The sequence below is a fragment of the uncultured Parabacteroides sp. genome (genome assembly GCF_947855115.1).
In the GTDB taxonomy this organism is placed as follows: Bacteria; Bacteroidota; Bacteroidia; order Bacteroidales; family Tannerellaceae; genus Parabacteroides.
Map to the genome: position 1 here is coordinate 59,301 of NZ_CANTZW010000011.1, position 14,350 is coordinate 73,650.

The 14,350-nt window shown below is 40.9% G+C and carries 14 protein-coding genes and 1 tRNA gene; 3 read left to right on the plus strand and 12 right to left on the minus strand.

The window, feature by feature from the left end:
• Positions 1–453 precede the first annotated feature (453 nt).
• Both Q0110_RS08750 and Q0110_RS08755 read left to right on the plus strand, forming a co-directional pair.
• Positions 454–1,677, plus strand: a complete 1,224-nt coding sequence (locus tag Q0110_RS08750; RefSeq protein WP_032589089.1) for a site-specific integrase — start codon at positions 454–456, stop codon at positions 1,675–1,677.
• 25 nt (positions 1,678–1,702) lie between these two features.
• Positions 1,703–2,842: a PDDEXK nuclease domain-containing protein gene (locus tag Q0110_RS08755; RefSeq protein ID WP_032589091.1), complete on the plus strand. Its 1,140-nt coding sequence runs from the start codon at positions 1,703–1,705 to the stop codon at positions 2,840–2,842.
• A 168-nt stretch (positions 2,843–3,010) separates the two neighbouring features.
• Here the strand turns inward: Q0110_RS08755 and Q0110_RS08760 are convergent, their stop codons facing one another.
• The 11 genes from Q0110_RS08760 to Q0110_RS08810 all read right to left on the minus strand — a co-directional run bounded on the left by Q0110_RS08760 (position 3,011) and on the right by Q0110_RS08810 (position 11,777).
• Positions 3,011–3,295: a hypothetical protein gene (locus Q0110_RS08760; RefSeq protein WP_032589092.1), complete on the minus strand. Its 285-nt coding sequence runs from the start codon at positions 3,293–3,295 to the stop codon at positions 3,011–3,013.
• Between the two features lie 35 nt (positions 3,296–3,330).
• Positions 3,331–4,158 (minus strand): RES domain-containing protein, encoded by an 828-nt coding sequence (locus Q0110_RS08765; protein WP_032589094.1) that lies wholly within the window; start codon positions 4,156–4,158, stop codon positions 3,331–3,333.
• A gap of 1 nt (position 4,159) precedes the next feature.
• Complete coding sequence (locus Q0110_RS08770) at positions 4,160–5,413, minus strand: retropepsin-like aspartic protease (protein ID WP_297905795.1); 1,254 nt, start codon at positions 5,411–5,413, stop codon at positions 4,160–4,162.
• 368 nt (positions 5,414–5,781) lie between these two features.
• Positions 5,782–6,501, minus strand: coding sequence for a hypothetical protein (locus Q0110_RS08775; RefSeq protein ID WP_032589096.1), 720 nt, complete (start codon positions 6,499–6,501; stop codon positions 5,782–5,784).
• Positions 6,502–6,505: 4 nt separating this feature from the next.
• On the minus strand, positions 6,506–7,432 hold the full coding sequence (locus tag Q0110_RS08780; protein WP_032589098.1) for a relaxase/mobilization nuclease domain-containing protein: 927 nt from the start codon (positions 7,430–7,432) through the stop codon (positions 6,506–6,508).
• Positions 7,398–7,781 (minus strand): MobC family plasmid mobilization relaxosome protein, encoded by a 384-nt coding sequence (locus Q0110_RS08785; RefSeq protein WP_032589100.1) that lies wholly within the window; start codon positions 7,779–7,781, stop codon positions 7,398–7,400. Before Q0110_RS08785 ends, Q0110_RS08780 begins: the two co-directional genes overlap by 35 nt.
• A 147-nt stretch (positions 7,782–7,928) precedes the next feature.
• Entirely contained in the window at positions 7,929–8,894 is a 966-nt protein-coding gene (locus Q0110_RS08790; RefSeq protein ID WP_032589101.1) for a toprim domain-containing protein, read from the minus strand.
• Positions 8,895–9,057: 163 nt separating this feature from the next.
• Positions 9,058–10,131 (minus strand): AAA family ATPase, encoded by a 1,074-nt coding sequence (locus Q0110_RS08795; protein WP_007479977.1) that lies wholly within the window; start codon positions 10,129–10,131, stop codon positions 9,058–9,060.
• 5 nt (positions 10,132–10,136) lie between these two features.
• Positions 10,137–10,424: a helix-turn-helix domain-containing protein gene (locus Q0110_RS08800; RefSeq protein ID WP_032589103.1), complete on the minus strand. Its 288-nt coding sequence runs from the start codon at positions 10,422–10,424 to the stop codon at positions 10,137–10,139.
• A gap of 124 nt (positions 10,425–10,548) precedes the next feature.
• Entirely contained in the window at positions 10,549–11,457 is a 909-nt protein-coding gene (locus tag Q0110_RS08805; protein ID WP_007479974.1) for a hypothetical protein, read from the minus strand.
• A gap of 236 nt (positions 11,458–11,693) precedes the next feature.
• Positions 11,694–11,777: transfer RNA gene (locus tag Q0110_RS08810), tRNA-Leu, on the minus strand.
• Between the two features lie 203 nt (positions 11,778–11,980).
• On the opposite strand from Q0110_RS08810, the gene Q0110_RS08815 reads away from it, so the two are divergent.
• The gene (locus tag Q0110_RS08815; protein WP_297905796.1) at positions 11,981–13,063 is read left to right on the plus strand and encodes a mannose-1-phosphate guanylyltransferase; all 1,083 of its coding nucleotides are present in this window, start codon (positions 11,981–11,983) and stop codon (positions 13,061–13,063) included.
• A 53-nt stretch (positions 13,064–13,116) separates the two neighbouring features.
• Here the strand turns inward: Q0110_RS08815 and Q0110_RS08820 are convergent, their stop codons facing one another.
• Complete coding sequence (locus tag Q0110_RS08820) at positions 13,117–14,346, minus strand: FtsX-like permease family protein (RefSeq protein WP_297905797.1); 1,230 nt, start codon at positions 14,344–14,346, stop codon at positions 13,117–13,119.
• Positions 14,347–14,350: the final 4 nt, after the last annotated feature.

The following is a 14,350-nucleotide window of genomic DNA, read 5'->3' on the forward strand; positions in this document are numbered from 1 at the left end:
ATCGGATGGGCAGTTTATGCATGGTTACAGATGGCACATGGCCACGGGTGTCAACTGAGCCACCACAATAGATGTACCTATCAATTAAGCGATTATCTGTAAAATTCTTTAGTCATTCCGTTTTTACATTGACCCGGAATAATTTTTGAGAAAAGAAAAAGTCCTAATAATCATATGATTACTAGGACCTTTAAGTACCCAGACCCGGTACAAGCCATAGAAATCATAGGAAAATAAAAGAATTTATCTTCCTTATTATCAACTATTTGAATATTTCCTATTTTCTCTATTTTTGCCATATTTTGCCCATTTTCCGTTATTCAGTACACTTTTAGTACACTTTGAAATATCATTTTCTTTTGTACCTTTGCAATATCGGAAAACAAAAGAAAATCAACTATTTAGCGTAATCACCCGGTTATGGTACCTAAATCGGGATAAAACCTCTAAACAATGGCAAAGTTAGAAAATAAAACGAAAGAAAACCCCAAGTTAGAGCAAAATAAGCTCTCGGATGGTAGAATTAGCCTTTACTTAGAGTATTATTTAGGTAGAGAGGAAAAGCCCGTATTAGATGAAAACGGCAATCAAGTGTACTATGATAATGGAAAGATGCAAGGTAGGCCCAAGTTTGCAGTAAAGCACAACAGACGAAAAGAAAACCTTAGTCTGTATCTGATAGATAAGCCCCGCACCCCAGCGGAACGCCAGCAGAACAAAGAAACGTTGGAGCTTGCCACAAAGATACGTGCGGAACGTGAACAGGAATTTAAAGAAAGCATGTTGGGCTATCGGTTGAAAAAAGATAGAACGGTCAATTTCTTAGATTATTTCCAAGCCTATATCAACAGTTATACCAAGAAAGATATTCGCATGGTACAAATTGCGCTTAGCCGTTTTAAGGACTTCTTAAAAGAGCAATACCCCATGAATGAGTTTAGTATCAAACCGGAACTTATCACCAAAGAAATGATGGAGCAGTTTGTAGCCTATCTGCAATCCCGAAGTGTGGGTGAGGGTGCTAAAAGCATTTACCAGCGTTTCAAGAAAGTTATTCGATATGCGATTGACCACGATGTAATGTTGAAAGACCCATGCAAAAGTGTTGTCTGCAAAGTGGATAGCCAAATGCTTCGGAAAGATGTTCTTTCTCCCGAAGAAATCCAAAAGTTGGCGGCTTGCCATTATGACAACGAGAACCCGAATGTCAGACGGGCTTTTATCTTCTGCTTATACAGTGGTTTGCGTTTCTGTGATGTAAAAGACCTTACCTATAAGAATGTGGATTACGCTAATCGGTTATTGAAGTTTGAGCAAAGCAAGACAAAGGGACATTCTGCCAGTAGCGGTGTGGTTATCCCTCTGAATGACGGTCTGCTATCTATTATTGGTGAAGCTCCGGCAGACAAAGATTGCTTGATATTCGATTTGCCCTCATACGAAAGCTGCTGCAAGTCGGTAAAGCGTTGGGTAAAAAGAGCTGGGATAGACAAACATATAAGCTGGCATTGCGCCCGGCACTCGTTTGCCGTGAACATCCTGAACAATGGGGCAAATATCAAAACCGTAGCCAGTCTTTTAGGACATAGCGGATTGAAGCATACAGAAAAATACACCCGTGCGGTGGATAAATTGAAAGAGGAAGCAATAAACAGCCTACCCGAACTAAAGTTTTAACCACAAAAGACTTATCTTTGTAACTATGAACTTTGAAGCATTAGTAAAACATATCAGTACGATACAGAACACGTTGCAGGCACAAGCCGCACACGCTGTAAACCTTGCCCTTACTTCCCGTAACTGGCTTATGGGGTGCTATATCGTAGAATTTGAGCAGAACGGAGAAGACCGTGCCGCCTACGGTGAACAACTGTTGAAGAAGCTGGAACAACAACTGAAAACAAAAGGTCTGAATGAACGTAGATTCCGTGAATTTAGGCGGTTGTACCTTATTTATCCACAACTAAAAGAACCTGTTACACAATATATTGCATCACAAATTCAAATTCGGCAGTCATTGACCGCCGAATTCACAGAACCAATTCGGCGGTTAGTGACCGCCGAATCTGAAAATGGCGTTTGGAAACTATCAACAGAATACCCACAAACCGAAACATGGATGATTCCGGCTGATAGATTATTCAACAGATTATCTTCCACCCATTTAAACACTATATCGGGAATTGAGAACCCGGTAAAACGTGCTTTCTATGAAATGGAAACTATTCGTGGCTGCTGGTCTGTAAAGGAGTTGGAGCGACAAATCGCATCTTTATATTACGAACGTAGCGGACTATCCAAAAACAAAGAAGCCCTCTCCGCTTTAGTCCAGCAACAAGCAACCTTATTACAACCTAAAGATGTTATCAATACCCCTGTTACTTTGGAATTCTTAGGGTTGAATGAACGTGCATTAGTGACGGAAAACGATTTGGAACAATCCATTCTTGACAACTTGCAACGCTTCCTATTGGAAATGGGACATGGCTTCTGCTTTGAAGCCCGGCAAAAACGCATCTTGATTGATGAAGATTATTTCTTTGCCGACCTTGTGTTCTATCACCGTATTTTGAAATGTCATGTTATTGTGGAATTGAAGATAGACAAGTTTCGCCATGAATATGCTTCGCAACTAAATATGTATCTGAACTATTTTAAAGCAGAAGTGATGCAGCCGGATGATAATCCGCCTATCGGCATTTTGCTGTGTACCGAAAAGGGAGATACATTAGTTAAGTATGCCACTGCCGGATTAGACCCGAATATTTTTGTACAGAAATACATGATAGAACTTCCAAGTGAGGAAGAGTTAAAGAAATTCATTTCCTCCTCAAACTATTAAAGACTAAAAATGTTAAAAAACAAAACTAGCGAAAAGAGGAAATCGATCCCTCTTTTCGCTAGTAAATATGGAGATCTTTGAAAATAAGTTTAGTACATTTTGGCTATATAGACAAAAGCATAAACCAAACCAAATTCTACAATCTTTAATTTATATTCCTTTTTTAATTTACCAACTATCTACTGGTAACATATATCCAAAAGGAAAAACAGAATGTGTTCCCATTTTTGTTGTTACTTGATTATAGCCATTTATTTGATGAATATTCACATCTACTGTATTGTCTATGCTTACAGAACCTGAAACATCTGCTTTTATGGTATTTGCTACATTTGCATCCACTTCGTTCACAACCCGAACTTTTTGAATATTAGGTATTAACCCTAAATTTTGAAAAACAAGTGTCCAAACGCCTATAGCAATCGCACTTAAAATTAATTTTAATGTCTTCATCCTATATAATATTATATTAATTAACCATCACACTATTACCACAGAATATTATCTCCATCAAAACGACAAGTAGAATATTGTTTTATTATGATTGGATATTTTGTTATATCACTTTCATCAAAAACAACTTTATATTCCGACACTTCTTCCAACTGTAAACTATTATCTTCAAATAATTGTGGTGATAAAGCGTAATTAAATCCTTTGTATAAATAACGAATACTAGGATAAATAATACCTTTGATTTCTGTCTTATGAAGTATTTGATTAGAATATCGTGCTGTTATATAATAATCCATATCACTTGAAATTTCTTTAGCAAATTGCTCTGCTATAAATTTAGTTTTCAAGTACCATGTTCTGTACATTTTTTTAGGCAATATTGCTTTTCGTTTTGATCTACACCTTTCATAATACAAACTTAAATCAGTTCCTGCACTTTGAGCCAAAGAACTACTATTGATAATTTGAACTGAGATTTTTTTTTGAATTTTCCATTTAGATACAGTCAATTCAAAAGTCCGTTTATTTGTCGCTTTTAATTTATCATGACAAGCTTCTATTAATGCAATATCATAATCACAAGCATAATATGCAACAGCCTGCCCTTTAAGATTTGCCCTAGAAATATATTGAGGATTTGGATTGAATGCAATTCTACTTATTTTCTCATAATGAGAATCTGGATTATTTATTACAGCTCTATAAACATAATTAGTTGAAGTTGGTTCTAAATCAAATACCTCAAAAGGAATTCTATTAAGTATTTTTATTTGATTAAAATATCCTTTTTTATACTTAGAAAAGTCCAAAGTACTTAGCCGCTTCAAAACTTTAGCCAAATATTTATTACTCTTTTTCATACTATCTGATAATTGTTAATGTAGAATTATTATAATCTATTTGTATTTTTCCCAATTTACTTAATGCACTTTGTCCTAATAAAAGAGGTGCATTATCATTGTTTATAATTGAGGCATTAACATTATATAAGACTAAGCCACTAATTTCAATTTTCTTCAGTTTAACAATAGTTCCCACAGCTATATTTCCATCAGCTGTTTGAAATGATGCTTGCCCAATAATATCATCAGTAGATAAATATCCATTACTTAACATAAATGCAGCTTCCTTTTTAGATAATGTAACAGAAGAAGCCCCAGTATCAAAGATAAAATTAAGGGGCAAACCATTAACTTTACAAGCTATTAAATATGTCTCTCCTGCCATTTTCTTCATTTGAATAACTTTACGCCCTTTTTCATTATTAGTACCTCCTGAATTAATAGATAAGCTTGTAGTTTTTACGTAATTCTTATATATCAGCTCAACCTTAAAAGAATGCTTCTTGTTTTCTATATTAGAAGACGCTTTTATAGGAATATTTACATCTGTTTCTGTATAAGATGAAATTTTATCCACATTTACAACCTGATCATAATATAAATTATCAGATCTAGCACCTATTTCTGTTAAAAGTACTTTGATACCATACGCATCATTTGTAGAATTATTCTTTATACGTACTTTTATACAACCAGTTTCATTTTTATCAAGTTGATGATTTGAATTAGGTTCAGTGAAACTTACTGCAATTAAAGTAATTTCTGCATTATCTAATGGATGTACAGGTGTAGGAGCTATTTTTTGTTCTTTTATCGCTGCTTGAATAGCCAAAAAGCCATTGATTAAACGATCAGTTAAAGTTACATTGCCCGTTTCCAAAGACCAATATGATAACATTTCCTTTTTAGGAGTCCCATATACTCTTCCATCTTCCCAATATGAATTTTCTAGATAATCTATTCCTGTTTTCGAATAAATCGACAATTTACGTGCATCAGAAAAATATCGTTCAAATTGACATTTCTGAACATCAAAAGATACAGAACATTTCCTTAATACACTTCCCGGTTTTATCTCATAATAAATATTTAGCTTTGTACCATTTATTGCTACTTTCATATTCTTTACTGACGTAAAAGAGTTTCCATAATTGAGCGCTTTAAAACTAGAATATGAATTAAATAAAGAATTCATATCTGTAATATTTGTTTGTACTTGTGCGTTTGCAACTAGAGTAACCACAAAAAAAATTAAAAACAACACGTACTTCATAAGCATTCTCATATTTTCTATCAGTATATACCTCAAAAATAATAAAGCGTGGAACATTCCCTACGCTTCTGAGGCTTTGGCGAGCCTGTACTGCAAATAAGGAAAGCCCACGCTATAGCGCAGGCGTTCACTTAAATTCATTGCAGTACTTAAAATCGCCAAATTTCAGAAGCAAGAATAAAAGCTAACGCTTTAATATATAACATTTATAGACTTCAAAAACTCAAAGTCTATGCAAAAATAAGAATTTTTGGATTTAAATTCGTAATAAATGATTTTTTTCTTTTCGCCCTAAATATTTTTCTAAGTTAGACTAAATATAACCAGCCGAAGCAATGAATGTTATTCATCGCTCCGGTTTTGTACGCTTATGGTTTACTTAGCTTATCAACTTCCTTTCTCAACTGTTCAGCTTGTTCATTGAGTAGCCTTGCACGTTCCAGTGCTTCCGCCTGCTTTTGGCTGCGGTATTCAAAATCTATCACTGAATCGGTCAGACTTCGGATAAAACCGTTATCCCGTTGCCACCTGAACTTGTTTTCCAGCATATCAAAAGTTTCCCCGTCTGCCTGTCCTTGCATCAGCAAATAGCGGTATTTCATATCGTTGTCCTGCAACTGCTGCATACGTTCAGCCAAACGGACATTCAAGAATATGGAAACGGAACAGATAACCAGCACTGCCGAAAAAAGGAACAATCCCGGACGAATCCAAGAAGCGACTTTGTTGTAAATCCGTTGATAGAGCGGTAAGGGCGCAGCTTCCTCTTTATCCGTTTTGCAAGAGCCCAAAGCGTCAATCATAACCTTGAAACAACGATAGGTTTCCAATACTATTTTCTTGGTGTCCTCGATATGTTTCTGCTGACCCTGCATCCTGTTCCTTATCTCGTCAAGCTGGCTTCGGATAGCCTGCAAATCCTTTTCGGGAGCAGCCGGGTTGCTGTGCAGTTCCGACAATGCCTGTTCGATTGCGTTCAGCCTTTCAAGAGTTTCCTCCCGACTGGCTGGCGTTACCTGTGCTTCCTGCTTCTCTTTCAGTTCTGTAACCATTGAGAGAAGCCCCTCTAAAATCAAATTTTCCTCCATACGCTTATAACTTTAGTTGTTTTTTCTTTTTTTTCTTCTTCTTTCTCAAAAAGGAATCATCGGGCATTTCATCAGCCGGAGAGGATGAAGCGGAGAACAGACCGCCCAAGCCTGCCAGTAACGGATTGTCGGCTTTGCCCGGTGTCTGCGCTGGCTCCTGAACAGGTACGGAAACTGTCTGTCGGTAGTTTCCGGCAGTATTCAGTCCTGCATCCCCGAAACATTTATCCAGTTTGGAGAAACTGAAACTGCGGTCTATCTCCGAACCCTTGAACGTGTATTCACCTTTGGAAAAGGATATGCCCTGCACTTCGTTTGTCTGCCCTTTGTACTTGAACCGGATAGTAATACCCTTTTCCGCTAACCGCCCCTGTAACTGCTGCCAGTTTCGGGATTTTCCGATTTCATTCTTTACAGCGTGGTAAATCTCGTATTTCGATTTGTCCGGCTCTTTCAAGCGGTGCTGCTTTACCTGTTCTTTCCCACCAGCGAAATAAAGCCCGTGTTTGGCTTTCAGCTTCTTGCATACCTGCTCGTTGCGGTACATATCGTTTTTGTCCGAAATGGTCTTGCCATTGTTGTCTATACGGTTGAACACGATATGCACGTGCGGATGCTCCCGGTCTTGATGGCGCACGATGATATACTGCGTATCGGTGATTTTCATCTCACGCATATATTCCTGCGCAAGCTGTATCATCTTCTCGTCTGTCAATTTGGGCGCATCCACTGCCGAATAACTTAGCGCAATATGTCCGACTGGCTTTTTCAAGTCAGGGTTCATCCCGGTCTGCATACAGAAGCTGCGGATTATATCTCCCCGGCTTTCTGTCAGTACCCCTTCCGCATGGAGCAAAGCCGCCTGTTCCTTGCCCAGCACATAGTTCACGCAGCCCTTAAACCCGCTTCCCTTTTTTATTTTTCCAATCATCCGACAACTGGTTTATAATTTCGACAATCCTGTTTTTGAGTTTCACCAGTTCCACCGCCACCAGTGTGAAACCTCCGGCATTTGCCCGATGCGCCAACTGGTTGATGTTGTTGGCTTCCCCTGCCAGTTTGCGGATGGTGTCCACATCCTGCCTGTTCAGCCGGGGTATGACCTCCGCCGAAACAACCGCCTGCCGGACATACTCACTGACACGCAACCCGGCTTCCCCGGCTCGCTTCCTGATGGCGTAATACTGCAACTCGGTCAGCTTCGTGCTGACTACCCGTTGCTGCTTCTCTATCCGTTTCTTTGCCGGACGTCCTCCCGGCTTATCCTTTATATTCGTCATAGGTTTTTACGTTTAAATGGTGTCTTAAAAATTGCGACCAACGGGAGAAATTTTCTTTGCTGTCAAGCAAAGCAAGGTAGTTTCGGTTTACCGAAACATAACCTTGCTCTCCAAATCAAACCGCCTGCCGCTGGTAATCCTGCCGGACTAAATACCCCTGCCCCTTTTCTGTCTTGGGGCGGCACGTTGTCCGGTTTCCTGCTTTATCTCCTGCGCTTGGCTGGTGCTGTTCTTCTGTTCCTGCTTCCTGCCGCACAGGTAATCGTTCAAGTCCGAATACCCCCTGTAATTGCCCGAGAAGTCACGCACACGGTAGGAGTATTCCAATTCGATAGCCCGTGTCGCTTCATATCCTGCCTTGTCATTGTCAAGCATACAGTGGATGCGTTCATACGGGTACAGCACGTCAATAGCTTTCGGCACATTGACAGTAGAGTTGAGTATAACATAATCCTGCCTGTCAAGGTCGGGCATGGTCGGGCAGTTCTTCATCCGGAGCGTGAGGAAAGAAAGATAGTCCATAAAACCCTCGAATACCAAACACTTCTCTCTCGGCTCTCCCTGCTGCCGTATATGGGTGATGTCTTTCGGGGCGATGCAGCCTTTGAAAAAGGAATTGCGAACCTCGTAACCTCCTGCTATGTTCGGGAAACCGATAGCAAAGAACGGTCTGCCGTTATTGGTAAAGTGGAGTTCCTTACATTCTCTTTTTGCCAGTTCGATATTGATACCCCGTCCCTCCAAGTAACGGAGCAATGCGGGATGGGTAAGGTTACGGACTTCCAAATGTTGGAAACTCGGTTCTGTCCTACGCTGGGGAAAAGAAAAACTGACCGGGCGGACGTGCGGTGTCTGTTCCGCTATCCGGTTTAAAAGGTATGGCAGGCTGTCGGAGCAATAGAGTTCCTTTGCCAATGCGATGATGTTACCGCCCTTGCCTGCACCAAAGTCATACCAAAGGTTGCGGTCAGTGTTCACCTTGAAAGACGGTTCGTGTTCCTCCCTTAACGGTGATTTGTACCATAAGCCGTTGCCCTGCTGCTTGACAGGAGAGTAGCCTAAACTGTGCAGATAGTCTGCGATGGGTATTTGTTTCACATCTTCGATGTTCATAACATTTTCTTTTTTTGGGATTAAAAAATAGTTGAAAAGTGCGCCAGTCCTGTTTAGTCCGTTATATATATACCCGTACCATACTAAACCTGCCTGTTCCGATACAGGGAAATAGTAAGTCCGTTCCTCTTATATATACACCCGGACTAAACCAAACTGACTTTTAATAATGGAAATCGGGATTATAGCGGTAGCCCTTGCCCTCTTTCACAATCATACGCTTGTTCACAAGGAACTTGTTAAGTGACACAAGGACATTGCGTCCACGCTCGTAACCGATACTCGCATAACCCTGTTTCAATGCCGCTATGACATTGGAATAGCCTTGTACCACCTGCTTGCCGAAACCGTTCTCCAACGCTTCCCGGTGTTGCTGTTCAGTCAGTTCCGTAAGCGGAAAGTTCCTGTCCTGCTTAGGTTGTTGGAATACATAACCGTCCACGATTTCGGGCAAAGCGTTGTCATTGATACGGAATGCGAACGGGTCAAACTCCCGGTCACGTATGTGCATCGCCTTTACCTCGCTTATGTTGCCGTCCTGCTGGCTTTTCGTGATTTGCAGGACGGTTTCAGCCTTGTTGTTCAGTTCCGTACCGATATGCCCCCTTGTGTTGTCATCCCCCTTGTTCAAATGCAGTACGGTATGGATATGCAGATTATATCCACTTGACCAGCGCATCAAGAGGTTGATTAGGTCGGTTGATTCGCTGGGGCTGTTGATGTCGTACATCAAGTCACGGATTCCGTCAATGATGAGCAACCCCACATCGGGCATATTTTCAAGCATATAGCCGATAATCTGTTTCCGCTTGTCGGGAGTCTGCTCCCTTAACACAATGAAAACAAAATCGTCCCTGTCCTTGTCGGTAGGCAGTCCGGCAAGTCGCAAAATACGCTCCATGACCTTGTGGCAATGGTATTTGCTTTGTTCGGTATCTACATAGAGGATTTTCCGTTTGTTCGGTGGCAGGTATGCCGAATACTTCAGTACCTCGTCATTCTTCAACGCTGCCGCAACGATAGCGGAAATGTTGAATGTCTTTTTGCTCTTGGCTTTACCCGTGGATGCGCTGAAATTACCCAGCGTGCCAATGGTAGAGCCGTTCACCCAGAGTATTTCGGGCGGCACCTCGTAAGTGTCCGTTACCTTTAGATGAATGGTTTTCCAAAGGGCTGCGAAATCCTCTTTCTGCATGGTGACGTCCTGTCCGGCTTCTGTCGCTTTTCTATTTTCCATAGCCGTTATTTCTTTAGAGGACGGTTAAGGATATACTTCTGCGCTTCCTGCTCTATCTGCACCTGCGTCTTGACCGGGTTCTGACGTAACCATGCTTCCAACTCCGCTTTCTCAAAATAAAGCATTTTGCCCTGCGGCTTGTAATGGGGTATCAAGTTACCCGAAGTCAGCTTGTACAGGTAACTTTTAGAAAGGTTCAAGAACTTGCTCGCTTCATCGAAGCTAAGCACGTTCTTTGAAAGGAACAACATCTTTTCGAGTTCGGAAACTCTTAACTCTAAATTTTTTTCCATATTGTTTAGGAATTTAGGTGAAACAATATGAAGGTGCGCACCCTCGTTTTTTTGTTAACGGGGGCAAAGTTAAGAGCTTGAAAATGAAGTCTAATTGACCTTTGTTTGAGCGTTCAATCTATGCTCAACCTTTTTGCAGTTGTTTGATGTATTTGTCTATGATTTCATATCCTTTCGGATAGATGTTTTTCGCTTGGTCTGTCGCACTCGACAGGTCAGTACGTGTAAGCGGTTCACCTTTTATCTTCTTCAATATCAGCTTATTGTTTGCTATGACAGACTGCCATTCATAAACGATGTAATTATAACAGCTAAGTTGCATCATAAGATAGGCTAACAGACGGGTATTATTAACTTTCAATACCCCATTCAGTTTGCAGTTGAAAAAATCGGTAAGTATTTTGGCACTGACGGTAGTAGTAAACATATTCGCTTCATTCACACAGTCGGTCAGAAGTTTGATTTCATTAGCTTTCAACGTGGACTTGAAAGGATTGCTTTTGCCCACAATCTTGGTTGGATTAGTATCTGCACTTTCCTCTTTCTCTTTTGGCAAGGCTTGCTCTTGGATGGCAACCGCATCTGTATGGTAATTGCTTTCCTGTTCTTGCAGATAGCGCAAATATTTGGAAAGCACGACAAGATTAACGATAATGGACAAATAAGGAAGCCGCCCATCATAACAGGACGGTTCATGCAAATATGCATCCATATCAAAATCAGAGCAGCGGAAACCGATATACTTTTTTCTTTCATCAGAATTCAAGTCCTCAAAATAACCACTTTCCCACAAAAAATCGGGAATATCCATGTCCAATACAATGTTACGCACGACACGGTATTTTTGTTGGATGGCTACAATATTTTCAGTCACACGGAAAATTTCTTGCCGCAAATAATCCTTTAGCTGGGCTTGCGTCAAATATTCACGTTTTAAAAATAGTGCATCTACTTTAGTTTTATAGTCATGCGCTATACAACTATCTAATATCTTCTGTATTTCTCTGAAATTGGTTTCTATATGATTTTCCATAATCGTGTGCCTTTAAACGTTCTTACTACAAATATAAGGTAAGAATCTCACTTTTCCCGAAAACATCGGCAATAATAAGGAAGAAAAGATAAGGTAATAGTTAAGAAATCATAAAGACGCAGGGAGAAAAACTATAAAAGTACACCTTTTCTTTGTATTCGTCATTCAGTACACATTTAGTACGCCCTATGAAAGTAGAAAACCCTGATAATCAAGCGATTATCAGGGTTTATTCGTACCCAGAGCCGGGATCGAACCGGCATGGAAGTGAATCCACTGGTGTTTGAGACCAGCGCGTCTACCAATTCCGCCATCTGGGCATTTTTGATTAACCTCTTGACTTTAGCAGTAGGTTTATTTCTCAAATGCGTTGCAAAGGTACAGCTTTTTTTTAAACAAGCAAACGTTTGGGCAAAAAAAATCAAATATTTTTCCGCAAAAGGGAATATGCGTAGGATTGTTTCGCATAAAAAGATTATTTCGTTACATTTGTAAACGTATAATCATAATAATAGCCAATATCATGAAAGATAATTATTGCGTCATCATGGGAGGTGGAATCGGTAGCCGTTTCTGGCCTTTCAGTAGAGAAAGTTACCCAAAGCAATTTCTCGATTTTTTTGGGAGCGGACGGTCTTTACTACAAATGACATTTGATCGCTTCGCAAAAATCATCCCTACTGAAAATATATATATCGTCACCAACGAATCTTATGCGGACTTAATCAAAGAACAGTTGCCGGAACTAGCGGAAGATCAAATCTTGTTGGAGCCGGCCCGCCGTAATACAGCACCTTGTATCGCTTATGCGGCTTATCATATCAAGGCCTGTAATCCAGACGCTAACATTGTCGTAGCTCCTTCCGACCATTTGATCCTAAAAGAGGATATTTTCTTGAGGGATGTGCAAAAGGCACTCGACTTCGTGAAAAGGAACCGTGCGTTGGTAACCTTGGGAATCAAGCCCAGCCGCCCGGAGACAGGATACGGATATATCCAAAGCAGCGATACGGTAGTAGATGATTTCACAAAGGTGAAGACCTTTACAGAAAAGCCCAATCTCGAGTTGGCAAAGATATTCATGGAAAGCGGAGAATTCTTCTGGAACTCCGGTTTGTTCGTATGGAACGTAAACACGATCCTAGAGGCGTTCTCCAAATATCTCCCGGATATCAGCAGCCGCTTCGATCTGGGCAAGGATAAATTCAATACCCCGGAAGAAAAAACGTTTATCCAAGAGAACTTCCCTTATTGCCTTAATATATCTATCGATTACGGTATCATGGAGAAAGCGAACAACGTGTATATGCTATGCGTAGATTTCGGTTGGGCCGACCTCGGTAGCTGGGGATCTTTGTTCGACCTCGCGAATAAAGACGAGAACGAGAACGCGATCCTGAAAAATAACGAAGCGATGCTATACGAATGTTCCGGCAACGTGATCGCGTTGAATAATCCGAAACGTCTAGCCGTTATCCAAGGGTTAAAGGATTGTATCGTGGCTGAATCCGGAAACGTATTATTGATTTGTAAAAAAGATGATGAACAACGAATCAAACAATTCGTAGCCGACGCCAAGATCAAATACGGAAAAGAATACAATTAACTAATCATTAAAAAATAGAGAATTGAGAATGAATACCACTTGTCGGGTAACTCTCAATTCTCTATTTTTAATTTCTTAGCGAGGTAGCGTACAGGATACCACGCAGCTAAAAAGCCGATCGCCAGTACTGTTACAAAGACGGTTATTATGTCAACAGGAACCACACGCACCGGATAAGCCTCTATAATAAACGCCCCGGCAGCTTCCCCCAACTTTATAAAGCCCAGCTCTTGTTGCAGCAAGCAAAGCGCAACCCCGATCAAGACTCCGATCAAAGCGCCGAAAGCAGAGATCATCCAACCCTCAAATAAGAAAATACGACGGATCAGGCTATCATTGGCTCCCATATTACGCAACGTGCTTACATCTCCTTGTTTCTCGATCATCAACATAGAGAGAGAACCTACCACATTAAATAAAGCGATCGCCAATATGAAGGTCAAGATCAGGAAAGTCATCCACTTCTCGACTTGCATCATCTTGAAAGAAGCCTCTTGTTGCTCGAAGCGGTCTTGCACAAGATACCGATCGCCCAAGGTACGCTGGATCTCTTTCTTTACCGAAACGATATCTTTGCCCCTTTCCACCTTCAATTCCACCGCCGTCACCTCTTTATCATAATTAAACAAGGAACGGGCCAACGATAAGGGAACGATCATATACGAATCATCGTAAACCTGCTGGTTCGTACGGAAGACAGCGCCCATATAAGCATATTCCAAATTGAAGGAAGAGGCAGGATTCGCCATATTCACTTTCTCCTCCCGCTTCGGGGCATAAATCTCCAACGGAGAGACAAAGCCGGCATTTATTCCTAGCGAGAAAGCCAACCCGATCCCTAGATTCGCATAATTCGCGACCTCATCGCTCAAAAGGAATTTACCATCGATCAAGATACTATCGATCTGAGCCAGTTTCTCATACTGGCTATCCACCCCTTTCAAGGTAGCTACACCTTGGCGATCTCGATAACGAACCAAGGCATTGTCTTGCAACACCTCGCTAAAACAAACGATACCGGGCAATTCCCGCACCTTACGCATCTCTTCCGAGGTCGGATCGAAAACCTTCCCTTTCCGGGGCGTGATCTTCAGCTCCGGGTCAAAATTGCTGAAAAGGGAAGAAACCAAGTCATTGAAACCATTATAGACCGACAAGGCGCATACCAAGGCGATCGTGGCGACAACAACCCCACACACCGATACCATCGATATGATATTTATGGCATTATGAGATTTCTTCGAAAAGAGATATCGCCGGGCTATATAGAACGGAAGATTCAAGGTA